The 25,749-nt window shown below is 37.2% G+C and carries 18 protein-coding genes and 1 riboswitch; of the genes, 14 read left to right on the top strand and 4 right to left on the bottom strand.

Translation table 11 applies throughout. The annotated features are described in order from the left end of the window. Positions 1 to 45: 45 nt before the first annotated feature. Positions 46 to 912 (bottom strand): helix-turn-helix transcriptional regulator, encoded by an 867-nt coding sequence (locus VUJ46_RS14295; protein ID WP_326981418.1) that lies wholly within the window; start codon positions 910 to 912, stop codon positions 46 to 48. Between the two features lie 148 nt (positions 913 to 1,060). On the opposite strand from VUJ46_RS14295, the gene VUJ46_RS14290 reads away from it, so the two are divergent. Next, the gene (locus VUJ46_RS14290) at positions 1,061 to 3,148 is read left to right on the top strand and encodes a T9SS type A sorting domain-containing protein (RefSeq protein WP_326981417.1); all 2,088 of its coding nucleotides are present in this window, start codon (positions 1,061 to 1,063) and stop codon (positions 3,146 to 3,148) included. 142 nt (positions 3,149 to 3,290) lie between these two features. On the opposite strand, the gene VUJ46_RS14285 is transcribed toward VUJ46_RS14290, so the two are convergent. After that, on the bottom strand, positions 3,291 to 3,722 hold the full coding sequence (locus tag VUJ46_RS14285; protein WP_326981416.1) for an organic hydroperoxide resistance protein: 432 nt from the start codon (positions 3,720 to 3,722) through the stop codon (positions 3,291 to 3,293). Positions 3,723 to 3,804: 82 nt separating this feature from the next. Continuing rightward, entirely contained in the window at positions 3,805 to 4,821 is a 1,017-nt protein-coding gene (locus VUJ46_RS14280; RefSeq protein WP_326981415.1) for an alpha/beta fold hydrolase, read from the bottom strand. A gap of 270 nt (positions 4,822 to 5,091) precedes the next feature. Here VUJ46_RS14280 and VUJ46_RS14275 point away from each other — a divergent pair, with 270 nt between their 5' ends. The 6 genes from VUJ46_RS14275 (at position 5,092) to VUJ46_RS14250 (ending at position 16,793) form a co-directional block, all read left to right on the top strand. Beyond that, positions 5,092 to 7,929 carry an alpha-amylase family glycosyl hydrolase gene (locus VUJ46_RS14275; RefSeq protein WP_326981414.1) on the top strand — a complete coding sequence of 946 codons (2,838 nt, stop codon included), beginning with the start codon at positions 5,092 to 5,094 and terminating at the stop codon, positions 7,927 to 7,929. A gap of 375 nt (positions 7,930 to 8,304) precedes the next feature. Continuing rightward, positions 8,305 to 8,411: riboswitch (SAM riboswitch) on the top strand. A 95-nt stretch (positions 8,412 to 8,506) separates the two neighbouring features. Continuing rightward, the gene (locus tag VUJ46_RS14270; RefSeq protein ID WP_326981413.1) at positions 8,507 to 10,957 is read left to right on the top strand and encodes a TonB-dependent receptor plug domain-containing protein; all 2,451 of its coding nucleotides are present in this window, start codon (positions 8,507 to 8,509) and stop codon (positions 10,955 to 10,957) included. A 4-nt stretch (positions 10,958 to 10,961) separates the two neighbouring features. Then, a complete protein-coding gene (locus tag VUJ46_RS14265) occupies positions 10,962 to 12,263 on the top strand; it encodes an APC family permease (protein ID WP_326981412.1) in 1,302 nt (433 codons plus the stop codon). A gap of 485 nt (positions 12,264 to 12,748) precedes the next feature. Then, the gene (gene prfA / locus VUJ46_RS14260; RefSeq protein WP_326981411.1) at positions 12,749 to 13,834 is read left to right on the top strand and encodes a peptide chain release factor 1; all 1,086 of its coding nucleotides are present in this window, start codon (positions 12,749 to 12,751) and stop codon (positions 13,832 to 13,834) included. Positions 13,835 to 13,921: 87 nt separating this feature from the next. Beyond that, on the top strand, positions 13,922 to 14,611 hold the full coding sequence (locus VUJ46_RS14255) for a hypothetical protein (RefSeq protein ID WP_326981410.1): 690 nt from the start codon (positions 13,922 to 13,924) through the stop codon (positions 14,609 to 14,611). A 142-nt stretch (positions 14,612 to 14,753) separates the two neighbouring features. After that, complete coding sequence (locus VUJ46_RS14250; protein ID WP_326985107.1) at positions 14,754 to 16,793, top strand: prolyl oligopeptidase family serine peptidase; 2,040 nt, start codon at positions 14,754 to 14,756, stop codon at positions 16,791 to 16,793. Positions 16,794 to 16,919: 126 nt separating this feature from the next. Here the strand turns inward: VUJ46_RS14250 and VUJ46_RS14245 are convergent, their stop codons facing one another. Then, positions 16,920 to 18,260, bottom strand: coding sequence for an IS5 family transposase (locus VUJ46_RS14245; RefSeq protein WP_326981209.1), 1,341 nt, complete (start codon positions 18,258 to 18,260; stop codon positions 16,920 to 16,922). A gap of 257 nt (positions 18,261 to 18,517) precedes the next feature. Here VUJ46_RS14245 and scpA point away from each other — a divergent pair, with 257 nt between their 5' ends. From scpA to VUJ46_RS14210, 7 genes are all read left to right on the top strand, one after another. Beyond that, complete coding sequence (gene scpA, locus VUJ46_RS14240; protein WP_326981409.1) at positions 18,518 to 20,635, top strand: methylmalonyl-CoA mutase; 2,118 nt, start codon at positions 18,518 to 18,520, stop codon at positions 20,633 to 20,635. 66 nt (positions 20,636 to 20,701) lie between these two features. Further along, positions 20,702 to 21,193, top strand: a complete 492-nt coding sequence (locus VUJ46_RS14235) for a hypothetical protein (RefSeq protein ID WP_326981408.1) — start codon at positions 20,702 to 20,704, stop codon at positions 21,191 to 21,193. Between the two features lie 135 nt (positions 21,194 to 21,328). Beyond that, positions 21,329 to 22,204, top strand: a complete 876-nt coding sequence (locus tag VUJ46_RS14230) for a M28 family peptidase (protein ID WP_326981407.1) — start codon at positions 21,329 to 21,331, stop codon at positions 22,202 to 22,204. Between the two features lie 12 nt (positions 22,205 to 22,216). Further along, positions 22,217 to 22,390 (top strand): hypothetical protein, encoded by a 174-nt coding sequence (locus VUJ46_RS14225; protein ID WP_326981406.1) that lies wholly within the window; start codon positions 22,217 to 22,219, stop codon positions 22,388 to 22,390. Between the two features lie 566 nt (positions 22,391 to 22,956). Beyond that, the gene (locus tag VUJ46_RS14220) at positions 22,957 to 23,706 is read left to right on the top strand and encodes a hypothetical protein (protein WP_326981405.1); all 750 of its coding nucleotides are present in this window, start codon (positions 22,957 to 22,959) and stop codon (positions 23,704 to 23,706) included. 10 nt (positions 23,707 to 23,716) lie between these two features. Continuing rightward, a complete protein-coding gene (locus VUJ46_RS14215) occupies positions 23,717 to 25,108 on the top strand; it encodes an RtcB family protein (protein ID WP_326981404.1) in 1,392 nt (463 codons plus the stop codon). A gap of 89 nt (positions 25,109 to 25,197) precedes the next feature. Further along, a complete protein-coding gene (locus VUJ46_RS14210; protein WP_326981403.1) occupies positions 25,198 to 25,749 on the top strand; it encodes a nucleotidyltransferase domain-containing protein in 552 nt (183 codons plus the stop codon).

The following is a 25,749-nucleotide window of genomic DNA, read 5'->3' as shown; positions in this document are numbered from 1 at the left end:
AACATATATAAAACCACTTAATTTTTTAAGTGGTTTTTCTTTTTTCTAGTCGGTTCTCAGTTTTTCAGGAGATACCCCGAATTTCTTTTTAAAGGCTCTTGTGAAGTTCTGGACATATTCGTAGCCGCATTCAATCGCAATTTCTTTGATCATCATATCTTTGTTGATGATAAGTTTTTTAGCCTTTAGCATTCTCAGTTCAGAAATATAATCGGTCATGGTGATCTGGTACTGTGATTTGAACTCTTTCCTGATCTTATTCTGATTCATTCCGATTAACTTCCCGATTTCCTCTGCCTTAATATTTCGGTGGTAATTCTCATCGATGTACTTTTTAATAATAGAAGGAGCTTGGGGGATCTTGTGGGTGTCATCTTTACTGTTGAACTGTTCAAAAATTAAAATCAGCAGTTTAATAAGCTTGGCTTCAATAAATAATTTGAGCATAACCCCTTTTTTTGAGTAGCTGACAATCTCTCTAAGGATCATATGCATTTCTACTGTCATGTCAGGAGGCGTTTCTTTGTGAAGAAAAATAAAGTTATTTTTAATCATGCTTTCCAGAATCTCTGCATTTTCCCGGTTAGCTTCAGGATTAATAAGGTTGAATATATAATTATAATTGATTTTGATCTGTACATATTTTAAACAGTCCTGATTTTCTGCCCATAATTCTGCCGAACTGTCCATCGAGGAATAATGAAGAATATACTGGTTCTTCTTAAACAGAAAATTAGCTCCACAATCGTTGGCTTCAAGGTGAATGTCATTACTCAGCAAAAAAAGAAGGTTAAAACTGGATTTCCCTTCAATAAATTGAGATTTCAAATAATTTTCCGCGTACGAATCTTCATGCAGGACAATCTGTATATCATCGGACATAAATAGGGCGCCGTTCTTATTTTGCTTCATACGATGCGTGGTTTTTATGGTACAATTTGAAAGAAAAGCTTCCCATTGGATAACAAAAAGTTTGAAAATGATAACTTGAGGTTAATTATGAGAAGTAATTTTGCGCAAAATTAAATATAATTTAGAATAAATAAAAATAATATTGAATATGTTCGGAAATTTACAGGTGGCAATGAAAAAAATCGGGGTAAGTCTCGGTGTTTTAGCTTTTGCAGGTTCTTATTCATATGCTCAGCAATGGGAAAATGTAGGAGGCGTGGCAACGGTTTCTGCTGGTGGAAGTAGCTATAACAATTTGGTTATAGATAATGCGGGAAAATATTATCTTTCATATTATGATACTTCGGTAGCAAAAGGTTCGGTTCAGATTTTTAACGGAAATACTTGGTCTTATGCCGGAGGAAGTGCGGGAATTACAACAGGAACTGCGCTTTATAATTCTTTATCAGTAGATGGTTTAGGCAATATTTTTTATACAAATCAAATCGGGTATCCGGGATCTGGAATGGAGGTTAGACGGTTTAACGGAACTTCTTGGAATTCATTGCCTAATGCAACAACGACATCGGTTAACTACCATGCGTCAGCGGTTTCGCCGTCTAACGTTTTATTTACGTTTGGAAGTCATAATTCAGGAACCGTTTCTCGTTTTGTTAACGGTGCTTGGGAGCAAGTTGGGAATGCGGGTTTTTCAAACGGAGCGATGTATGCAGAAATGGTTATCGGAACCAACAATAAAGTATATACGGCAAACGTATCAGGTGGTTTAAGAGTCTATGTAAATTCTACGACAGCCAGTGCTACAGACAACTGGGAGTTGGTTGGCGGAAGCATTGTAGATGGTGCTGCGGCAAGCGAGCTTTATACTTCTGATATTGCCATTGACGGAAATAATAATGTGTATGTTGCTTATGTTTCCAATTCTTCAAACGGAACTAAATTAAATGTTAAAAAATTCGACGGGACATCGTGGGTTGCTGTAGGAAATCAATATTTCAGTGAAGGAAGAGTGCAGCACGTTGCCATTGCAGTGACGTCTTCAGGAGAACCTTATGTGGTGGGGAGCCGTTTTGAAAATGATAATTATCTGAAAAATTCAGTATTTAAGTTAAATGCTAATCAGGTTTGGGAGAAATTCGGAGGAGATTTTATCTCTGACGGACAGGCGACTTATAATGATTTAGCAATTGATAAAGCTAATAATTATTTGGTTTTAGCCTATTCCGATACGGGAACAAAAGTGAAAAGAATTTCTCTTGAAGGAAGCAATGCTATTCCTACTTGTAATAATACAGATCCGGGTACAAACCCTGGAGATTTAGGTTGTGTATCTTTCTTTTATCAAGGTCAGCAGATAGTATACACTACAGTAAGAGGAGCAGACGGAAAAGTATGGTTTCAGCAAAACTTAGGAAGTTCAAGAGTGGCTACAGCTTTTAATGATGCAGAATCTTATGGGGATCTTTTCCAATGGGGAAGATGGGACGACGGACATCAGTTGAGAAATTCGCCAACGGATTCCGCACCGGATCCCAATTCGCCTATGGGGATTACCGGAGGAAATAATTCTTTTATTATTGGGCCTTCCGGATCTTCATGGTGGGGGACTCATGCTTCCAGCGATGCATGGACGGCAGCATCTTCTTCGGATGTGACTACGGCAATAGGGGCAGATCCCTGTAAAAAAGTAGGGCAGGGCTGGAGGCTTCCGGTTTCAGCAGAATGGGTTTCGGCTGTAAATGCTGAAGGAATTAATAATCCGGCAACGGCTTATAGCAGTTATTTAAAGTTGCCTGCGAGCGGATACAGAAGCAGCTCAACGGGAGGTTTTTCTTTTGTTGGAGAAAGAGGGTATTTCTGGAGTTCAGAAACTGCTGTTTCAGGAGGTAAGTATTTATATGTTGGAACAGGAAATGCACAGCCCACTTCCGGAGCGCCAAGAGGGCAGGGAGAAGCTATAAGATGTATTAAAGATTTTACGCAGCTTGGGACTGTTGACGTAAAACTTAATGCTGCGACAGCAGGGGTGTATCCCAACCCAACCAACGGTATTTTAAATATTAAAGCAGATTCAACAATTGATACTGTGGCTGTTTATAATCTTGTCGGTCAAAAAGTAGACGTTCAGATTTCAAATAATCAAATCGATATGAAAGCTCTTTCAAATGGTGTCTATATCGTAGAATTGAAATTGAAGAACGGACAGAAGATTTCTAAAAAAGTTGTTAAAAACTAATTGTCATAACGTTTGATTTAATGCGGAGGTTTGCTCCATAAACCTTTGTTTATTAGTCAGCGCTAGTTCATTTTTTAAATTGCAGTAAAACCCGCATTGTTTCGTCACAGTGCGGGTTTTTGTTTGGCAATAATTGAATAGACTATGAAATTTGTAGCGTTACCAAAATATTTCCTCTCGTTGCTTTTGAATACGGACAGGTTTGGTGTGCTTCTTCTGCTAATGATTTTGCTGTTTCATTATCGATTCCGGGAAGGCTGATGTTCAATCGGGCTTGCAAAAAGTAAGCATCATCGTTTAAACATAAATCTACTTCGGCATCTACCGCAGTTTCTTTAGGGAGCCTGATCTTTCTTTTTCGGGCAGCAATTCCCAAAGCACCGATAAAGCAGGCAGACCATCCCGAAGCGAAAAGCTGTTCCGGATTGGTTCCCTGTTCCGAACCTCCCGATGTTGATAGTTTTATATCTAAATTACCATCAGAACTTTTAGAGAAGCCTTCTCTGCCGCCTGTAGTATGCGTTTTTCCTGTGTATAAAACTTTTTCTGCCTGAATAATGTTTGTATTTTCCATTTTTTAAGATTTTTATTAATTAAAACTTGTTTAAATTTCACTATCAACTATCAACTATCAACTATCAACTATCAACTATCAACTATTTCGAATAACCATCCACTTCAACAATCGCTTCTGCAAAAGCCTTGGGATCTTCCTGAGGAACATTATGCCCGATTCCTTTTAAAATTTTATGGGAATATTTTCCTGTAAATTGGCCTTCGTATGCCTTTCCATCAATAGCAGCCCCGTCGAAATCACTACTGATTGTAATGGTTGGGACACTGATTTTTGGTTTTGACTGAAGCTTTTTCTCCAGTTCATCATATGAGGGCTCTCCTTTGGCTAAAGATAATCTCCAACGGTAATTGTGCATTACGATCGCTACGTGATCCGGATTATTGAAAGATTGAGCAGTTCTGTCATAAGTAGCTTTATCAAAATTCCAGTTGGGGGAAGCAGTTTTCCAAATCAAATTATTGAAATCATACGTGTTTTCTGCATAGCCTTTTTCGCCGCGTTCGGTAGAAAAATAATATTGATACCACCATCCTAATTCTGCATTCGGAGGAAGTGGTTTTTTATTGGCTTCTAAATTGGTGATCAGATATCCGCTTACGGAAATCAACCCTTTTACACGTCCCGGCCAAAGTGCAGCCATCACATCTGCTGTTCTTGCGCCCCAATCGAAGCCGCCGATAATAGCTTTGTCAATTTTTAAAGCATCCATTAAAGTAATAATGTCTAAAGCCACGGCAGTCTGTTGTCCGTTTCTCATCGTTTTATCAGAAAGAAAACAGGTGGTTCCAAAACCTCGTAAATAGGGAGTGATCACTCTGTATCCTTTTGCAGTAAGTTGGGGGACGACTTCTTCATAACTGTGAATATCGTAAGGCCAGCCATGAAGAAGAATAACCGGAGTTCCCTTGGGAGAGCCTGCTTCTGTATAGCCAATGTTTAAAACGCCTGCGTTGATCTGTTTTAAATTTCCCAAAGAACCTTCTGTTTTCTGTTGAGCATTTAATGATAGTCCGAAATTGAAAAGGAGCATTAGAATTCCTTTGGTTAAATATTTTTTGATATTCTGAAGCTGCTGAGGTATTGGATATGAATGCATAATGGTTTCGATTTTTAAATTATGATTCAAAAGTAGTAGGGAATTGGGTGTTGAAAAATTGTAAGTGGGGTAAAACGGACAAAATGGACTTTGAAAAAGACAAACCGTGACGTTAGATCTTTTTATTAATCTTTAAAATGAAAGGTTCTGCATATTATTTTTGCTTATTGAATTTCATCTTTTTTAATTTCATCTTTTTTAATTAAAAGCATAATCATTTGCTGAAAAATAAATTATTTTAGTGCAATACTAATTAAAAAAGAGAACTTTATGAGGAAATTTTATTCCGGTGTATTTCTGTTGATAATGGCTTTTGTCTTTGGGCAGATCAGCTATACAGTTACACCCAATCCGTTCAATGAGACGGATCAGATTACTTTAACGGTTCCGGGAGATCAGATCGATGAAGCTGCTTGGGGCGTTTCAAATAATGCAGTTTATATTTGGTCCTGGTCACTGGATTCTAATTTTCAAAATGATCAGGATTGTCCTACTAACGGACAATGGGGAGATTCAAACGATGCGAACAAGTTGGTTTACAACAGCACAACAGATTCTTATTCTTTAACTTTTACACCAACCACTTTTTACGGCAGAACCGGAATCGGAAGATTTGGTTTTTTATTAAAAGATAAAACGGGAGCGCATCAAACGGGAGATAGCTTTGTAAATGTTGGGACTTTAAGTTTAAGCCTTACTAATCCTGCTGCAAATAGCTTGACATCGGTTCCTGTAGGAAACTCAATCAACATTACAGCGACAACAAATGTAAATGCAACTTTCCAGCTAAAAGCAAACGGAACGGTCGTAAATTCTACAACAACGCCTTCTTCGTCGTATTCTTACAGCTATACCGTAACAGAAGATGCTTCTATGGAACTAATTGCGACGGAAGGTTCTTCTTCTAAAAATGCAACGTTTACTTTGCAGGTTCCGCGAGATGTGGTTTCTGAATCGATTCCGGGATGGATAAGACAGGGGATTAATTATGATCCGGCGGATCAGACTAAGGTTGGGTTGGCTTTGTATGCGCCTTTTAAAAACTTCGTTCATGTGATCGGCAGTTTCAATAATTGGGCAGTGAATGATGTCTATTTAATGAAAAGAGATACGACAAATCCTGATCTATACTGGATTGAATTAAACGGGCTGACTCCTCAGCAATTGTATACTTTCCAATACAGAACCAATGATCTGAAAAAAGTGGCAGATCCTTATTCGCCACAGATTTTATCTTCTTATGATGATCAGTGGATCTCGGCGACTACTTATCCGAACTTACCAACATTTCCTGCAGGACAGGATTTTGAGGTCTCTATGTTTAAAACAGGTCAAACGCCTTACAACTGGCAGGTAAATAATTTCCAGCGTCCGGCAAAAGAAGATCTTGTGGTGTATGAATTGTTATTAAGAGATTTTACCCAGGAAAAAAATTGGCAGTCGCTGATCAATAAAATTACTTATTTAAAAGGATTAAATATTAATGCAATCGAATTGCTTCCGATTATGGAGTTTGATGGAAACCTGTCTTGGGGATACAATACGTCTTTTCATTATGCTTTAGACAAAGCCTACGGAACGCCGGAAAAATTCAAGGAATTTGTAGATGTTTGTCACCAAAACGGTATTGCGGTGATTTTAGATGTTGCTTTCAATCATGCGACAGGTCGTTCTCCCCTGGTAAGACTTTGGAATGTAGATCCTGATGGCGACGGTTACGGAGATGTAGCGGCTAATAATCCTTATTTTAATACGGTTCCAAAGCATTCTTATAATGTATTTAATGATTTTAACCATACAAGTCCTTCGACTAAATATTACGTTGAAAGAACATTGCAACAATGGCTAACTGAGTATAGGGTTGATGGATTCCGTTGGGATCTTACAAAAGGTTTTACCCAAAACTGTTCTGAAAATGACGAAGGCTGTACCAATGCTTATCAACAGGATAGGGTGGATATTCTTAAAGATTATGCCGATAAACAATGGGCAATCGATCCGAATTCTTATGTGATCTTCGAGCATTTGGGAACAGACGAGGAAGAGCAGCAGTGGGCTAATTATAAGGCATCAGAAGGAAAAGGAGTAATGATGTGGAATAATCAGAATGGTTCTTATAACCAAAATACAATGGGCTATAAGGAAAATAGTAATTTCGACAGAGTGGATCATGAGCTTCACGGCTTTTCATCGATGAGAGCAGTAGGATATGGGGAAAGTCATGACGAGGAAAGATTGATGTTTAAAAATCTTGCTTACGGTGCGGTGAATGGTTCTTATGATGTTAAAAACTTAAATATGGCGCTTGACAGAATGAAAACTTTTGGTGCTACATTCTTTACGATTCCTGGTCCGAAAATGATCTGGCAGTTTGGGGAATTGGGCTATGAATTCAGTATCAACAGGTGTGCAGACGGATCTGTTAATAATGACTGCAGAACAGATGAGAAGCCGATTGCTTTTGCATTGGGATATGAAGCTGATGCCAACAGAAAGGCGGTTTACGATACCTGGGCGAAAATTATCAACATCCGAAATGCGCATTCTGTATTTAAATCAAAAACCTACACGATAGAATCTAATAATTTAACGAATGATCCGGAGGGTTTAATAACGAGGATTTACGTTTATGATAATCTATTGACAAACAACGATATGAAAAATGTGGTTGTGTTGGCGAATTATAATACAACAGCGAAGAGTGTAGTTCCGTATTTTCCTTATGTTGGGGCTTGGCAAAATTTAATGGATAATACCATTTCAAATATTACGTCAACAACGGCTCCGATTACGCTTCAACCGGGCGAATTCAGGATCTTTGGAAACTATACGGGGAGTTTATCCACAATAGATGCAAGTGGTTCTCAAAGGTTACTGCTTCAGATTGCTGATAACCCTGTGAAGAGCGGTTTCGTCAAATTGGTGTATAACAAAGCTAAAAACGGACAAATTTTCATCTATGACATGACGGGTAAGCTGATGGATTCATTTAGACTTGCTCAGGAAAACGGAACGCATGAGATGAAGGTGGGTTATCCTTCGGGAACATATTTGGTTCATTTAAAATCAGATACGGGAGTTTCGATTCAAAAAATGATAGTGGAATAGCTTGTGGATAAGTCTGAAAATGATTGTAAAGAGGTCGCTTAGCGATCTCTTTTTTTTATTAATTCATATATTATCCACGTTGAAAAGTATACTTGTAAACGGGTTGTTAAGACGTTTTTAATAGGTTATTCACAAAGTTACCCACATTGGTATTGAAGTTTATTCACGGCTTACTAATACCTTACTAACGGCTTATTCATATTTTATCCACGAGCTTATTAATACTCAATTTATGCTTATTCATATGCTTCTAACAGCTTGCTAATAGCTAATTAATACGTTTTCCACATCTTATTCACAATTGTGGAAAAGCTGATTGTAAGGGAATAATTACAAGTTTTTGCTATGTGAAATTAATAGTCTACCTTTGTGCTAGATTTATCAAGAAAGGTGGAGGGATTTGGCCCTGTGAAACCTTAGCAACCGCCTTTTCTAGACAGGTAATGGTGCTAATTCCAACCCAATTTGGGGGAAGATAAGTGAAACAATATTCTAAATATTATTCCATTTTCTTGACGGTCTTTGTTGGCGGATGTTGTCCGTTCGGGTTGATTATTAATTTTGCAAAAAACAAAAGATGAAAAAGCTTAGCCTATCTGTATTGCTACTTGGCGCTATTATAATTTCCGCGCAGGAACAGGAAAGGGAAAAACAGATTGAAGATGTGGTTATCGTGGGTAACCGAAATACTAAAAGAACAAAACTGGAAACTCCGGTTCCGGTAGATATTATCAATATCGAAAAGATACAGAAATCCTCACCGCAAATTACCGTTCAGGATTTATTAAATTATGTCATTCCGTCTTTCAATGCGGTTCGTCAGTCGGCATCGGATGGAACCGAGCATATTGATCCAGTCACATTAAGAGGAATGGGCCCGGATCAGGTTCTGGTTTTGGTAAACGGAAAAAGAAGACATACCACTTCTTTGGTCAATTATCAGAATACGGTCGGAAATGGTTCTGTCGGAACTGATTTAAGTGCAATTCCTGTAATTGCTATTGAAAAGATTGAGGTTTTAAGAGACGGAGCAGCGGCTCAGTATGGTTCGGATGCGATTGCCGGAGTTATTAATATTATTCTTAAAAAAGATATCGGTGCTTCTGCCACGTTGAATTATGGAATCACAGGAAGAGGAGATGGCGAAACGTATCAGGCAGGAGTGAACTACGGGTCATCTTTGGGAAAAGACGAAAGTTATATCAACCTATCTCTTCAGCTTAATCAAAGAGGAAAGACCACGAGAACTCAGAATCACAATCTGGATATTTTTGGAGATAATTTTGCCTATGATTTTGCTGATGATCCTGATGCAGCAAGAGCAGCTGATGATGCGATTATCAAGCAAAGAGGTTTATCCCGCGATGATTTCAATTTTCAGATCGGAGATGCCAAAATTAAACAGGCGCAGTTATTTGTGAATGCCGAATATCCTTTTAATGATCATTTCAAAATCTATTCGTTCGGAGGTTTCAGCATAAAAGAAGGTCAGGGCTATGGTTTCAGAAGGCTCCCTAGTGAGACTTCAAATAATGTGTATTCCATCTATCCCAACGGTTTTCAGGCAGTTTTGAATTCTCAGGTATACGATATTTCTTATGCTGTTGGAGCGAAATATAATCTGAACGACTGGCAATTTGATCTTAGCAATACGTTCGGGAGCAATACCTTTAAATACAATGTGGATAACACGTTAAATGCTTCATTAGGAGCGAATTCACCTACGAGTTTTTACGCGGGAGCTCATAGTTTTCTTCAGAATACCGTTAATTTAGATGTGTCTAAAAGTGTTGAAAATTTCAATTTTGCTTTTGGTGGAGAATTCAGATTTGAGCAATATGATATTAAAGCTGGCGAACAGGCTTCTTACGCCAGATATGATATTTTTGGAAACGTCGTAACGCCAACAACTCCCGAAGCCAATGTAATAGGGGCGGGTGGTGCGCAATCGTTCACCGGGTTTTCGACAGACAATGCTTTAACCAAATCAAGACATTCTACAGCGGTTTATGCAGATGTTTCTTATGATTTAGCTAAAAAATTAAATATCGATGCGGCGCTGAGGTTTGAAAACTATTCAGATTTTGGAAATACCCTGAATGGTAAATTGGCTCTCAGATATGAATTCATTAAAAACTTTGCTATTCGTGGAGCAGTAGGAACAGGTTTCCGCGCGCCATCTTTGCAGCAACAATATTTCAATAATTCTTACGCAGATATTTCAACCACCGGAGTTGGAATTGTGAAAAAAGGAATTTTTAACAACGACAGCAGAGCGGCTGAAATTCTTGGATTTGATAAATTAAAACAGGAAACCTCAGTAAATGGAAGTGTCGGATTTACCTTGAAACCTGCAAAAGGACTATTTATTACCTTAGACGGATATTGGATCGGCGTGAAAGACAGAATTGTGATCACAAGTAATATTACAGACGACAGATTACAGGATCCCGCTATCGTAGGTGAAGGAAATGAAGTGGAAAGTGCCCGATTTTTTGCCAATGCTATCGATACTGAAACGAAAGGGGTAGATTTGGTAGTTTCTTACGACTGGAAATTGGGCGGCGGAAATCTGAATATCAACCTTGCCGGAAATTATACGGAAACCAAGATCACCGATTTTCATTTTCCACAAGGCTTACAAACGCCGCAGGACGAGTTTTTCGGTCCTGATCAGATCAATATCATAGAAACCTTATCGCCTAAAACAAAGGCAACATTGGGCTTAAACTACGGAATCGGTAAATTTAATTTTCTGGTGAGAAATACGTATTTTGGTCAGGTAACAAGAGATGGCTATCCCTTCGGAGGCGTGCAGAAATTTTCACCAAAAGTAGTAACCGATATCAGTGTGGGCTATGATTTGACCAAAAATATCAATCTTACCGTGGGTGCCAATAATTTATTTGATGTTTTTCCGGATCTTCAGAGCTACGAAAATTCATATTATGGGGTTTTCAAATATGCTCCGGTTCAGATGGGAGCATTGGGAAATTATTTCTTCGGAAGGCTTAATTTTACATTTTAATTAAATGAATTCAACGTCACATCAGATTGGCTGGAAAACGGCAGTGGCCATTGTGGTTTCGAATATGATCGGAACAGGAATTTTTACAACGCTGGGTTTTCAGCTGGCAGATATTACGAATACATACAGCATATTCCTCCTTTGGGTCATTGGAGGAATTTTAGCGCTTTTCGGGGCTTTTTGTTATGCCGAATTGGGTTCTCATTTCAAAGGAAACGGAGGTGATTTTATTTATTTGAAAGAAACTTATCATCCAATTTTAGGATATTTGGTAAGCTGGATTTCTCTGATTATCGGTTTTTCTTCTCCGGTTGCTTTGGCAGCTTTGGCGATGTCTAAATATCTTTCAGCGTTTAATTTTTCTTTTGGAAATGGCTTTGCCATCGGCATTATTTTTCTCGTGGCGGCTTCTCTGTCATTTAGTTTAAAAACTTCGAGTAAGTTTCATAATTTTTTTACGTTCATTAAAATTGCTTTTATCATCATTTTAATTGCTTTGGGTGTTTTTCTTTCAAATTCGGAAAGTGTGGGGAACAGTCTTCTGTTTGATGATTCCTGGAAAAAAGAAATGATGCTGCCTGCTTTTGCCACATCTTTGGTTTTTGTGACCTATTCTTATACGGGCTGGAATTCTGCTTCCTATATTGCGGGAGAAATTAAAGATGTTCAGAAAAATCTTCCAAAATCATTAATTGTAGGAACAGTTTTCGTAACCGTTTGCTATCTTCTGGTGAATTTTATTATGCTGAAGCATGCGCCCGTAGCCCAAATGGCAGGAAAAGAAGATGTAATGGGTGAAGTGGCTAATAACATGCTTGGAAATACCTTTGGAAAAGTGGTGAATGTATTTATTGCTTTGCAGTTAATTGCTACCATCAGCGGTTATTTATGGGTAGGTTCAAGATTAACTCAGGCTTTTGCCAAAGAAAATAAACTCTGGAAATCCTTATCCGTCGGAAATAAAAAAGGAATTCCGGTTCGGGCTATTTTTGCTCATGCTGTGATTGCTACATTGATTATTTTAACGGGAAGTTTTAAAGAAATTTTCGTGTATACCGCTTTTATTCTTCAGTTATTTGCCAGTTTAGCGATTTCTACATCGTATTTTATTAAAAAAGAAGATCGAAAAATATTTAAATCCAATGTATTCTACGTTTTCCCGACGGTTTTTTTGTTGTTTAGTGTGTATATTTTGTATTTCACTTTTATTCATAATCCTAAAGAAAGTTTGATCGGGCTCGGAATTGTAGCGTTGGGTGTTATTTTGTATTTGATTGATAGAAAATTGACTAGAAGTAAAGTTTGATTTTTTTTAAAACCATTAAGGCTATTTAAGAAGTTAAGGTTGATGATACCTTTTTATTTAAATGAAAAGTCTTCGACAGGCTCAGACTGACAATGCGTATGTTTTAATTATATTTTTAATATAAGCAATTAGTATTCGCAATGTCATCCTGAGCGTGAAGCAGTCGAAGGATTTATTTTCGACATAGGAAGCTGAAGCGTTAAAAAAAATAAAAGTTAAGCCGTTAAGAAATTCCAACTGTTTGAAGCGCGAGACAAATGCCGAACCGAAGGCCTAATTTTGAATTCGCGCAAGTTTTGGGAATTTTAGGATTAAATTTTAATTTTTAGCATTCAGATTCCAGGTCTTGAATTTTTCGTTCTTTTGTTTCAAGACAAAAGGACAATTGAAATAAATAAGATACTTACGCTTCATTCAGAACAACAAACTATTAGTTTTAAAATTGAATTAATAATCCGTATCTTTGCAGCCACAAAATTTTCATAATGTCTAAATCATTAATTCCAAAATTAGAAGCTATAAAACAAAGATATAATGAGGTGGCAGACCTTATTATACAGCCTGATGTAATTTCAGACCAAAAAAGATATTCTTCTTTGAACAAAGAATATAGCGATTTGGGGAAAATTGTAAGAGTTTACGATCAATATAAAGGAGCGTTGGATACTATTGAAGAATCTGACGAAATTATTGCCGACGGATCTGATAAAGATTTCGTAGAACTGGCAAAAATCGAGAAAAACGAAGCGTTGGATAAAATTCCGGGATTGGAGGAAGAATTAAAAGTATTATTAATTCCTAAAGATCCTGCAGATGATAAAAACGTTATCGTGGAACTTCGTGCCGGAACAGGTGGAGATGAAGCCGCAATTTTCGTGGAAGATGTATACAGAATGTACACCATGTATTTCAAAACGAAAGGCTGGAGACATGAAGTAACCGATTCTAACGAAGCAGCAAAAGGATACAAAGAATTGATCATGAAAGTAGAAGGCGAAGGCGTTTACGGGGTGATGAAATTCGAATCCGGAGTTCACCGTGTACAACGTGTTCCTGAAACGGAATCTCAAGGTAGAGTTCACACTTCTGCGATCACAATTGCCGTTCTTCCGGAAGCTGAAGAAGTGGATTTTGAATTAAATCCTGCCGATATCGAAATGCAGACTTCACGTTCAGGTGGAGCTGGGGGACAGAACGTAAATAAGGTAGAAACGAAAGTTCAGTTAACGCACAAACCTTCAGGAATGGTGGTTGTTTGTCAGCAGGCACGTTCTCAGTTAGCAAACCGTGAGTTGGCAATGGAAATGTTGAGAACAAAATTGTATGACATCGAGTTGCAGAAAGTTCAGGGAGATATTGCAGCACAACGTAAATCGATGGTTTCAACAGGAGACCGTTCTGCAAAGATCAAAACGTATAATTATCCTCAGGGAAGAGTTACGGATCACAGAATCAACAAATCTATGTATAACTTAGATGCGTATATGAATGGTGATATTTCCGAAATGATCGATGCTGTAATCATGGCAGAAAATGCTGAAAAAATGAAAGGCGAAGAAGAAAACTTTTAAAGAAAATAACACTAATATTGCTCTTGAAATTTCAAGAGCTTTTTTTTGCTCTCAACTTACACAACACACTAAGAATTAAAATAAACTATGGGATGGATCAAGAATGTGCTGCTATTGGTGGTGCTTATCTGTGCACAAAATGTACGGGCACAGACCTCTGTTTTAAAACCAGACAGGGTGTTTGAACTGTACTTTAACACCTTTGTAAAGCATGATAATAAGGCTTTAACCGACCTCAATAATTACCTGAAAAATTTTATGGGCCAGGAAGCTATCTATCATATGGATATGAAAAATACCTACGAACAGGAGCTTACCGGGTTTACCAATCTTTTTCTTACCGGGTTTTCAGAAAGTGTGGGTAAAGAGTGCAAACAAGATGTAAGAAATTACTTTGCAGCACTTTTCGACAGATTTAAAACAGCAACGTATTCCATCAAAAATATTGATACGATGAGGAATGATTATTCTCAAAGTCAGGATGTTTCGGAAGTTTATTATGATGTGAAAATTAAAGTTCCCGCTGATACATCGAGTGTTGATTTTAAAGACGGCAAAAATATAACAGCAAAGCAACTGAAGATTTATCTGAAAGATTTAACGAATAAACTTCTGAATTCGAATAAAGAAATTTCGTATTCCGAGAAGTTTCTTTTATATCAAATTTATAAAGAAGAAGGCGTTTATTACTGGAATGGAGGCCCTCAGGAATTGTTGTGGAAACTGAATAATTTCTACTTTGAAAATTTCAATTCTATCAATAAAGAGAATAAATAAAATACTAAAAAGCTACTGTTTTCAGTGGCTTTTTTTATGTGAGATACTTTACGTATTTTTGAGAAAATCGTTCAAAATGAATTTTAAACCTATTTTATTAACGGCTGGTGTTTTGTTTTCAGCCACATTTTATTCTCAAAAAATGAATTATCCTAAAGCATTAAAAGGAAATCAGACTGATACGTATTTTGGAACTGCTGTTGCAGATCCGTTCCGTGATTTGGAAAATGATTCCCAAGCGACAAAAAAATGGGTGGATGAAGAGGTGAGCTATACACAGAATTATCTTTCCAAGATCCCTTTCAGAGATAAAATCAAAGATCAGTTGAGAGACATCTGGAATTATGAAAAAATTTCAGCACCTTTCAAAGAAGGCGATTATACCTATTATTATAAAAACAACGGATTGCAGGCGCAGTCGGTTTTATATAGAACCAACAATAAAACAAAATCTACAGAAGTTTTCTTAGATCCAAATAAATTTTCAGATAAAGGAACCACTTCTTTAGCCAATTTATCTTTTAATAAAAAAGGAAATTTAGCTGCCTATTCAATTTCAGAAGGCGGTAGCGACTGGAATAAGATCATTATTATTGATGCTGTTTCTAAAAAGCAGATCGATGAAACATTGGTGGATGTAAAATTCAGCGGAATTTCTTGGAAAGGTGATGAAGGTTTCTATTATTCAAGCTACGACAAACCAAAAGAAGGAACTGTGCTTTCAGGAATGACGGATAAGCATAAAGTATATTTTCACAAATTAGGAACGAAGCAATCGGCAGATCAGCTGATCTTTGGTGGTGAAAAAACTCCGAGAAGATATCTTAGTGCAGGTGTTTCTGAAGATCAGAGATATCTGATTATTTCGGCGGCCAATGCAACCAACGGAAACGAATTATACATCAAAGATCTTAAAAACGGAGGCGATTTTGTTCAGATCAACAAAGGTTTTGATATCAATGCAAGTATTGTAGATACCGAAGGAGACGATTTGTTTATTTTCACAGATAAAGATGCTCCGAATATGCGCCTGGTAAAAACAAGCATCAAAAATCCTTCTCCTGAAAACTGGAAGGATGTGATTGCTGAAACTCCAAACGTTCTGGGAATTTCTTCAGGTGGTGGTTATTTCTTCGCAACTTATATGATTGATGCTATTGATCAGGTGAAGCAATACGATAAGGCAGGAAAATTAGTTAGAGAAATTGCGCTCCCGGGCAAAGGGAATATTGGTGGCTTTGGCGGCAAGGAGAAAGAAAAGGAATTGTATTTCTCATTTACCAACTATATTACTCCGGGAACGACCTATAAATTTAATGCAGATTCCGGAAAATCGGAAATTTATCAGAAGCCGAAAGTGAAATTTAATCCTGAAGATTATGTTTCTGAGCAGGTTTTCTATACCTCAAAAGACGGAACAAAGGTTCCGATGATGATTAATTATAAAAAAGGAACAAAGCTGGACGGTAAAAACCCGACCATTCTTTACTCTTACGGAGGTTTCAATATCAGTTTACAGCCTTCTTTCTCTGTGGTAAATGCTATCTGGATGGAAAATGGCGGAATTTATGCCGTTCCAAACATCCGAGGAGGTGGAGAATACGGTAAAAAATGGCATGATGCAGGAACGAAAATGCAGAAGAAAAATGTATTTAATGATTTTATTGCAGCGGGAGAATATTTACAGTCTAAAGGCTACACTTCTAAAGAATATATGGCTTTGTCAGGGAGATCAAATGGTGGTCTTTTAGTGGGAGCTACGATGACCATGCGTCCTGATCTGGCAAAAGTTGCCTTTCCTGGTGTAGGTGTTTTGGATATGTTGAGGTACAACAAATTTACAGCCGGAGCAGGATGGTCTTACGATTATGGAACAGCTGAAGATAATAAAGAAATGTTTGAATATTTAAAATCATATTCACCGGTTCATAATGTGAAAAGTACTTGCTATCCGTCTACAATGATCATTACAAGTGATCATGATGACAGAGTGGTTCCGGCACATTCTTTTAAGTTTGGAGCTGAGTTGCAGGAAAAACAGGCTTGTCAAAATCCTGTCTTATTAAGAATTGAAAAAAATGCTGGGCACGGAGCCGGAAGATCTACAGAACAGGTCATTGGCGAAAATGCAGATTTGATCTCTTTTGCGTTGTATGAAATGGGGATAAAATCTTTAAAATAAACTTTTATAAAAGATAAAGTAAAAGCCGGATGAATTTCATCCGGCTTTTATGTTTTTTCAACCTACATCCGAATTAATTGAGATTGGTAAAGATTAAGTCAATTTATATCATTAATTAGTCGCTCCTTAAAAAGCTGTTTTTTGACTTTGAAAATTATATTTGCCTAAAAAGATTCGGAGAACAAGTTCGAGCCAAAGAAGAATTTGTTGTTTGATTTGATTCAATCTCATCTTCAAATTGTATCCAATCCCTGCTAATAATGCATTATTAATATCTCCAGCCACTCCTTTCAGGAAGTTTAATCCTAAGGAGTGGTTTCTTTTTAAATGAGAGATACAAGGTTCTATGGCTGCTCTTGCCCGGAATCTTAATCTGGCTACTTGTTGCCCATATTTTGTTTTTTCTTTTTTTGCGGGAAGCAAAATTGCTGTTCCTTCCACTTCTTTGATTCCTTTAAATCCTCTGTCTGTAGTGGCTTTCGTAGGTCTTGTTCCGCCAACGGATTTTCTTACCCTCTCACTCTGTGCCAATGATTCTTCAAGAGTTTTACTATCGTGAGGATTGCCAGAAAATCTCTTTACCGAGCTGATGATCCCTGTTTTCCGACCTCTTACTACTGCTACTTTTGTCCCAAACTCGTATGCTTTTCCCGATTTTCCTTTCGCAATACACGCAACTTGTGGCTCGTGAAGACTGTAAATTTTATCTTTCGTGGTACGTTCTTGGGTGAGTGCTTTAAGGTAAATTTTAAAAACGTCTTCGTAGCCTTTCAAAACATCTTTAGGAAGTTTTCTTTCCAATTCCCGAAGAACTCTTTTACCAATCGTCCTGAGCTTTTTCCTCGCCATTTTTGCCTTCTTCTGTCTTCTGGGATGATGTCCAAAAAAAGCGTCCCGCAATAATTGTTTGCTCACTCTTCTGTAGCTTTGTCTTTGTACAACGCTCTCTTTTTCTGCTATTTTTCTACAATTGTCGATTACTTTTTTTGCTAATTTGGCATCGGTAGGAAAGGTAATGTTCTTCTCCTGAACCGTCGTATCTACCTGAACTTCATCTTCTGTTTTGGCTTTGGGATGGAGAGAAACGCTTTGTCCCAAAAGAAATTCCAAACCCTTATCTCCAATTCTTTTTCTGAAGTGTACAAAATTGCTCGGATCGAAAGGCTGCTCTGTCTGGAAAAAGGTTTCTCCGGTAAAATATTGCCAATACGCATTCTCAATCCATCTCTCTATTACACTTTCATCACTTTCTTTAAACATTTCCTTGAGCAAAAGCATTCCTGCTATTTTACGGATAGCAATAGAAGGTCTTCCGTTTTCTGAAAATAATTTCTCAAACTCTGACTCCATTTTATCCCAGGAAATCTCCCCAGCTAATTTTACCACCGGATGCTCCATATTAATAAGCTCCGTAAGCCTGGTCTTGAATAAATTCTGCTGTAAATCCTCTCTTATTTTGCCTAACATTTTGCCACTTTTTATATCCTAAAAATACAATTTATTGCAATTTTTTACAACGATTTTTTACGAAATATAAGTGCATAAAACTGATAATCAAAATATTACTTGGTTTTTAAGGAATGACTAATTATTTTCAAAAGAAATTTTAAAAACAATTTAATATACAGAGATTACAATTTAAAACTCACGTAATCATAAGATTATCAATACTTATTTATTATTCTAAAAATGCTTAAATTTAGCCATCTAATAAATATTTAAGTATGAGAAGAGAAGTTCAGAACAAAACTCCTCAATTTAATATAACTGAAAAAATAACTGAAATCTATCCTTTTGAAAAAGATGGATTACAGTTGAAGTCTTCCTATAAAAAAGAAGATGTTAAAGATGAATCTTTAACAGAAACATCCCCCGGAAGTGCCCCTTATTTACGAGGTCCCTACACGACGATGTATGTTCAGAAACCGTGGACAATTCGTCAGTATGCCGGTTTTTCCACAGCAGAAGAATCCAATGCTTTTTATCGAAGAAATCTGGCGGCAGGACAAAAAGGACTTTCAGTAGCCTTCGATCTGGCGACACACAGAGGGTATGATTCAGATCACGGAAGAGTGGTAGGAGACGTTGGAAAAGCGGGCGTTGCCATCGATTCTGTGGAGGATATGAAAATCTTGTTTAATGAAATACCGTTAGATCAGATTTCCGTTTCCATGACGATGAATGGCGCAGTTTTACCGATTTTGTCTTTCTACATCGTGGCTGCAGAAGAGCAGGGCGTTGCTCAGGATTTGCTTTCAGGAACCATTCAGAATGATATTTTAAAGGAATTCATGGTGAGAAATACTTACATCTATCCACCGGCACCTTCCATGAAAATCATTGCTGATATTTTCGAATATACGTCTAGAAATATTCCGAAATTCAACTCGATTTCTATTTCAGGATATCACATGCAGGAAGCAGGTGCAACACCGGTGCTGGAAATGGCGTACACGCTTGCAGACGGTTTGGAATACGTAAGAACCGGGATAAAAGCAGGAATGAATGTTGATGATTTCGCCCCAAGATTATCTTTCTTCTGGGCCATCGGAATGAATCACTTCATGGAAATCGCAAAAATGCGTGCCGCAAGATATATTTGGGCTGAATTATTAAAGCAATTTAATCCTCAAAATCCAAAATCCCTGGCCTTGAGAACCCATTCCCAGACTTCTGGATGGTCTTTAACTGAACAGGAACCTTTTAACAATATTACAAGAACAGCCATTGAAGCCTTATCTTCAGCGTTGGGCGGAACTCAGTCTCTTCACACCAATGCCTTGGACGAAGCCATTGCCCTTCCGACAGATTATTCAGCGAAAATTGCGAGAAATACTCAGATTATTCTTCAGCAGGAAAGCGGAATTTGCGATGTTGTAGATCCTATGGGTGGAAGTAATCTGGTGGAATCTCTGACTCAGCAAATGATCGAGGAAGCCATGAAATACATTGATGAGGTTGAACAGGAAGGCGGAATGACAAAAGCCATCGAAGCCGGAATTCCAAAGATGAGAATTGAAGAAGCGGCGGCAAGAAAGCAGGCTAAAATTGATAGCGGCGAGGAATTTATCATCGGAGTTAATTCTTTCAGATCTGCTTTAAAACAAGATCAGATCGAAATATTAGATATTGATAATACGGAAGTTCGTAGAAAACAAATCGAAAGATTAGAATCTATTAAATTAAATAGAAATTCCGAAACGGTAGAACAGATTTTAAATGAAATCAGAGAATCTGCAAAAACAGGAAAAGGAAATCTTCTCGCATTATGTATCGAAGCGGCCCGCAGAAGAGTGACACTTGGCGAAATGAGCGATGCGATGGAAGAAAGTTTCGGAAGATATAAAGCGAATATCAGAACAATTTCAGGAGTTTATGCCATGAATGCAGGGAAAAACGAATATTTTGAAAAAGCATTAAATCTGACTCAGAAATTTGAGGAAGAAGAAGGTCGCCGACCAAGATTAATGGTAGCAAAAATGGGGCAGGATGGTCACGATCGAGGTGCAAAAGTAGTAGCAACTGCATTTGCAGACATGGGATTCGACGTCGATGTTGCGCCATTATTTCAGACTCCGGAAGAGGTGGCAAAACAGGCGGTGGAAAACGATATTCACATTTTGGGAGTTTCTTCATTGGCGGCCGGTCACAAAACATTGGTTCCGCAAGTGGTTGAAGAGTTGAAAAAGTTAGGTGCAGACGATATTACAATCGTTGTTGGTGGCGTAATTCCTCAACAGGATTATGAATTTTTATATGCCAACGGAGCAGATTTTATTTTCGGCCCGGGAACGAATCTTCCGAAATGCGCAGTTGATATTTTGGAGAAATTTTTAAACTAAATTAACGTTTTCAACGAAAAAATTGCACAGCGTTTGTACTGTAAACCATAACCAAAACAAAATATTATGGCTTATACAGTAGTTTCAGTATTTCCGCAGACTGTAGATACAGAGGAAATTAAAAAAGATTTAAAAGAAAAAGGATTCAGCGAAGCAAATATTATTGTTTCCAAATCAAAGGTTGAAACGGGTCTCAATCATTATCAGGAAGACGAGCAGACAAAAGGTTTCTTTGATTATGTTTTCGCTCATGACGCCGAAATGCTAGATGCTTATAGAACGCATAGTGTCGGAAAAAACAATATCGTGGTGTATGCGGATGATTTGGAACAGGCAAAATTTGCAAAAGCGGTTCTTAACGAGAAAGGAGCACTTGAAGTTTACAGAAAACCTGCGGATCAGCAGAAAGATATCCCTGAAGGAATGACCGAGCAGGAATATGACGGAATTATTGCGAAAGCAAAGCATAATATTTATTTCCTGGATTCGGAAAGAACCTATAGTCCAAACAGTAGAGGAATGGGAGATACGATGGATGATTTGGGTTCGAAAGATTAAATTCAATTAACCCATTTATTATAAATAATGAATTTTAAAAATATAATTAAGCCTACAAGAGGAAAATTTTTTCTTCTCGTAGGCTTTTGTTTTATCGTACTTTTTCTTTTCGGAACTTTTAAAAAGAAAGTTTATTTGAATAGTATAAACACTTCGGCAGATAGTATTTTGGTAAATCAACATTTAAAAGCGCTTGTTGAAACGCCACAATTTCGGAATTATCAAAATTTAGAACAGCTGAATTCTGTTGCCGATTATATTTTTAAAAACTTCACTCAATATGCCGATGAAACGACCTTTCAGGAATATAAAGTTGATGGAAAGACCTATAAAAATGTAATTTGTTCTTTCGGAACGGAACATACAAAAAGAATCATCGTAGGAGCTCATTATGATGTTTGCGGCGATCAAAAAGGAGCGGATGATAATGCGACGGGAGTGACGGCTCTTTTAGAATTGGCCAGAATGTTGAAAGGGCAAAAACTCAATTACAGAATAGATTTAGTTGCATATACATTAGAGGAACCACCGTTTTTCAGAACTGAAAATATGGGAAGTTATATTCATGCAAAATACCTCAAAGACAATCATATTGAAGTGTACGGAATGGCAAGTGTGGAAATGATCGGCTATTTTAAAGATGAAAAAAATTCACAAAGCTTTCCGGTGGGTGCGCTTTCCTGGATTTATGGTAACAAAGGAGATTTTATCACTTTGGTTAAAAGATTCAGTGGTTCAGGAAAATTTGTAAGAAATTTTGTTGCTAATTTTAAAGAATCAAAGCAAATAAAAACAGAAACATTTCCCGCTCCGAAGTTCGTAAAAGGAGTAGATTTTTCTGACCATCTTAATTATTGGAAATTTAATTATCCGGCTTTAATGATCACAGATACATCATTTTTCAGAAATAAAAATTATCACGAACCGACAGATACTTTGGAAACGCTCGATCTACAGCGAATGACGAAGGTGATTGATGCTATTTTCATCAGCTTGATTAATTTGAAGTAAATTTTTAATTATATGAATTCTCAGATTGAATCTCATCCTTTCAAAATTGACCTCAGAGCCATTTCATACTACGAAAAAACAAATGCAGCAAAGAACCTCAAAAGTCACCGAAGATACATTGAAAAATACGGTATTACTTCACTCGGAAAATGCTTTGAACTTGATGCTCAGCATGATGAAAGGTGAAGAATTTTAAAAATTTATTTTGCAGATTAAAAAAATACTATATCTTTGCATCTGAAAATCAAGTTTAACCAATTAAAAAGCAACGAAGCAATGTTCAAATTTAATCTACATTCAACAGTAGGATTGCCTTTTGCAAAGGCGAGGCTTCGTGGTTTGGTACACTCATAGAATAACAGTATATTGAAATATCAAAACCCGAAGTCGTAAGATTTTCGGGTTTTTTATTGCGCAATATTTCAAACTCAAATCAGTTTCCCCGAAATCTTTTTTTATAAAATTTTTGGAGCTTTTTTCGAAATAGCAGATAATTTCTATTTGAAGCTATTCCCGCTTTCCGCTGTATCTTTTTTATTACGGCCTCCGCTTCGCTGCGGCCGCAACAAAAAAGGATGTCGCTGCAATCGGGGCTAGGAGAAGGCTACGGATAAACTAAACCTCATAGGTTTTTAAAACCTATGAGGTTTAAATAAAGTCAACTAAAATAATAGTTGATTAAAGATTTAATGCAAAAATACAGTTTCAGAAAATCTGAAATCTTGTGTCTTGTATCTAGAATCTATTAATAAATGGAAAAAGATAACCTTTTGTCTTTCAGATTACGAAGTCTGAGAAGCAGAAAAAGAATAATAAGAAAAGATGTAGAAAAGCAGATCAGGAAAAAGTATAAACGTAGTGATGAACTTTGGAAAATAAGAAGAAATATTCCGTTAGTTTCTTTGATGGAACCTTATCAGAAAGGATTTGTAAGATTCTTTGTCGTAAGAGACGATGTGAAACGATCTAAAGATGGCGATTTCTTCCAAGGAATTTTAGATAAGATTAATACAAAGATGTATTCCGAAACCCGAAAATTCTTAAAAAAGAAAAGAAAATTCGGACGAAGAATTTATGTTGAAAGAGAACAGAAATTGGCTCGACTTTCAACGCATCAATGGAACGATCCAAAGTTAGGATTAACAACCCGGGAAAGGCAATATTTCTTAAAAAGAGAAGATTATTGTCCGATCAGAAAGAGATATAATATTTACTACGAATTTATTGAACCATGGAGATTTGTATTGAGAGTAAAACCAAATATGATTACTCATTGCAAACCATTGAATTCCGATTTAGAAAGAGAAATTGATGAACTCGATTCATTTTTAGGTCGGCATAAAGTCACGGGAATTATTCATAAAAAGATTTATGGAAAACCCAATCCATGGAAAAATAAATACACACGTGATCCGCTGAACAGCAGAAAATGCGTTCGCTACAAAATGTCTGCAACAGAGATTGCAGAAAATTCAGAGGATGGAAATATCCTCCAATTTTAAAACAAAAACAATGGGAAATTTAAAACTTAAAGGAAAAGATATATTAAAAATAGGCTATCCAAACAATCAGAGTGTGAACATCGCTTTGGAAGTCATGAAAAGAAATTTTGCAACGAAAAATATTCATCATGTAAAATCTCTTTTAAAGGAAATTCTGCAAAATCCGGAACAGTTTGAAAAAGATTTAACGTTCGGACAAATCGCAGAAGCTTTGCTTTCATCCAGGAAAACAGAAAAAAGAATGCTTAATACAAACAGAGCAACTTTTAATATTTTCGGAAACAATATTTCGGATGAAGCAAAAAACCAACTGTATACCGCTTTGAAACTTCCAATTTCAACGCAGGGCGCTTTAATGCCCGATGCACATAGCGGGTACGGACTTCCGATTGGAGGTGTTCTTGCCGTAGAAAATGCCGTAATTCCTTATGGAGTCGGCATGGATATCGGTTGTAGAATGAGCCTGAGTATTTTGGATACCCCTATTTCATATCTTGACGGAGCAAGAGATAAATATGAAAAAGCTCTTGCTGAGCATACTAAATTCGGAATGTATGAAACACATAAATCTCACATCGATCACGAAATTTTCGACAGAGATACGTTTGATATGATTCCGATTTTAAGAAGATTAAAAGGAAAAGCCATTAAACAAATGGGAAGTTCCGGTGGCGGAAATCACTTTGTGGAATTCGGAGAAGTAGAAATCACAGAAGAAGACGAACAAATCGGACTTCCAAAAGGAAAATACCTAGGAATTCTTTCACACAGTGGATCTCGTGGATTGGGAGCGGAAATCGCTCAATATTATTCGAGAGTGGCGGCAGAACAATGTCCGTTGCCAAAAGAAGCACAGCAATTTGCGTGGTTAGATTTAAGCACACATCTCGGTTTGGAATATTGGACGGCAATGAATTTAGCAGGAGATTATGCTTCAGCCTGTCACGATGATATTCACAGAAGATTGGTAAAAGCAGTCGGAGGAAGAGTGAAGGCAAGAATTGAAAATCATCACAATTTCGCGTGGAAGGAAATTCACAACGGAAGAGAAGTCATTGTTCACAGAAAGGGAGCAACTCCTGCGAATGAAAATGAATTAGGAATGATTCCCGGCTCAATGACGGCAAAAGGTTTTATCGTTCGCGGGAAAGGAAATCCGGATTCGTTGAACTCGGCTTCGCACGGAGCGGGAAGAGCGCATTCTAGAGGTGAATGCAGAAGTTTATTCACTCAAAATGACATTAAAAAAGAATTAAAACTCAAAAATGTCACATTAATGGGTGGAAATACGGAAGAAGCTCCAATGGCTTACAAAGACATCAATGAAGTGATGAATGCGCAAAGTGAACTGGTGGATATTCTTGGAACTTTCCAGCCTCGAATTGTGAGAATGGATAAATAATTTGGTTGATCGTTAATGGTTGTTAGTTAATGGAGGGAACACTCCTGCTAACAACCGTCAACCAACAACTAGCAACTAACAACAAAAAAATGGGAGCACCACATAACATAAAAAGATACGGCGAAGTCTGGCCGGAATTTAGAATTCAACACGGACTGGAAATTTTAGAGAAATTAAAAGAAAAAGTCATTATTTCAGGAGGTTGGGCATGGCATTTTATGTCTGAAATCGGACACACGGAATATAAACACGCTCATGATCATAAGGATATTGATGTTTTTGTACGAAAGGAGAATATTGCTGAGGTGGTTATGATTCTTCAGCAGGAAGGTTTTCAGAAAGTCTGGACGAGATATGATCATCTTCCAAGCGAAGAAAATTTTCGCAGGTACGAGAAAACAATAGAAATGGAAAACGGAAAATTCCACAGAATCACGATCGATTTCTTTGAGAAAAATGATCTGGAAATTGTCGAAACCAACGGATTTACGGTGGTGAAACCTGATGTTTTGCTTTCGTTTTACAGAAATATCCATTCCAGTGATAAATGTTGGGCGGTAATGGCGGCAAAAGATTTATTGGAAAAAGGAATTGATCCTGTTGGTCATCCGAAATTAAGTGAAATGCCCAAAATAAACTGA

Origin of the sequence: Chryseobacterium sp. MYb264 (genome assembly GCF_035974275.1) — a bacterium.
Lineage (GTDB): Bacteria > Bacteroidota > Bacteroidia > Flavobacteriales > Weeksellaceae > Chryseobacterium.
Note: the sequence above shows the minus strand (reverse complement) of the source record. Positions and strands in the feature narration are given on the sequence as shown.

What these genes read in the sequence shown, in the direction of transcription:
- VUJ46_RS14220 (WP_326981405.1), top strand. Translation starts at nt 22,957, where the DNA reads ATGGAAAAAGATAACCTTTTGTCTTTCAGATTACGAAGTCTGAGAAGC.
- VUJ46_RS14255 (WP_326981410.1), top strand. Translation starts at nt 13,922, where the DNA reads ATGGGATGGATCAAGAATGTGCTGCTATTGGTGGTGCTTATCTGTGCA.
- VUJ46_RS14295 (WP_326981418.1), bottom strand. Translation starts at nt 912, where the DNA reads ATGAAGCAAAATAAGAACGGCGCCCTATTTATGTCCGATGATATACAG.
- scpA (WP_326981409.1), top strand. Translation starts at nt 18,518, where the DNA reads ATGAGAAGAGAAGTTCAGAACAAAACTCCTCAATTTAATATAACTGAA.
- VUJ46_RS14245 (WP_326981209.1), bottom strand. Translation starts at nt 18,260, where the DNA reads ATGTTAGGCAAAATAAGAGAGGATTTACAGCAGAATTTATTCAAGACC.
- VUJ46_RS14270 (WP_326981413.1), top strand. Translation starts at nt 8,507, where the DNA reads ATGAAAAAGCTTAGCCTATCTGTATTGCTACTTGGCGCTATTATAATT.
- VUJ46_RS14285 (WP_326981416.1), bottom strand. Translation starts at nt 3,722, where the DNA reads ATGGAAAATACAAACATTATTCAGGCAGAAAAAGTTTTATACACAGGA.
- VUJ46_RS14250 (WP_326985107.1), top strand. Translation starts at nt 14,754, where the DNA reads ATGAATTATCCTAAAGCATTAAAAGGAAATCAGACTGATACGTATTTT.
- prfA (WP_326981411.1), top strand. Translation starts at nt 12,749, where the DNA reads ATGTCTAAATCATTAATTCCAAAATTAGAAGCTATAAAACAAAGATAT.
- VUJ46_RS14265 (WP_326981412.1), top strand. Translation starts at nt 10,962, where the DNA reads ATGAATTCAACGTCACATCAGATTGGCTGGAAAACGGCAGTGGCCATT.
- VUJ46_RS14290 (WP_326981417.1), top strand. Translation starts at nt 1,061, where the DNA reads ATGTTCGGAAATTTACAGGTGGCAATGAAAAAAATCGGGGTAAGTCTC.
- VUJ46_RS14235 (WP_326981408.1), top strand. Translation starts at nt 20,702, where the DNA reads ATGGCTTATACAGTAGTTTCAGTATTTCCGCAGACTGTAGATACAGAG.
- VUJ46_RS14210 (WP_326981403.1), top strand. Translation starts at nt 25,198, where the DNA reads ATGGGAGCACCACATAACATAAAAAGATACGGCGAAGTCTGGCCGGAA.
- VUJ46_RS14280 (WP_326981415.1), bottom strand. Translation starts at nt 4,821, where the DNA reads ATGCATTCATATCCAATACCTCAGCAGCTTCAGAATATCAAAAAATAT.
- VUJ46_RS14215 (WP_326981404.1), top strand. Translation starts at nt 23,717, where the DNA reads ATGGGAAATTTAAAACTTAAAGGAAAAGATATATTAAAAATAGGCTAT.
- VUJ46_RS14275 (WP_326981414.1), top strand. Translation starts at nt 5,092, where the DNA reads ATGAGGAAATTTTATTCCGGTGTATTTCTGTTGATAATGGCTTTTGTC.
- VUJ46_RS14225 (WP_326981406.1), top strand. Translation starts at nt 22,217, where the DNA reads ATGAATTCTCAGATTGAATCTCATCCTTTCAAAATTGACCTCAGAGCC.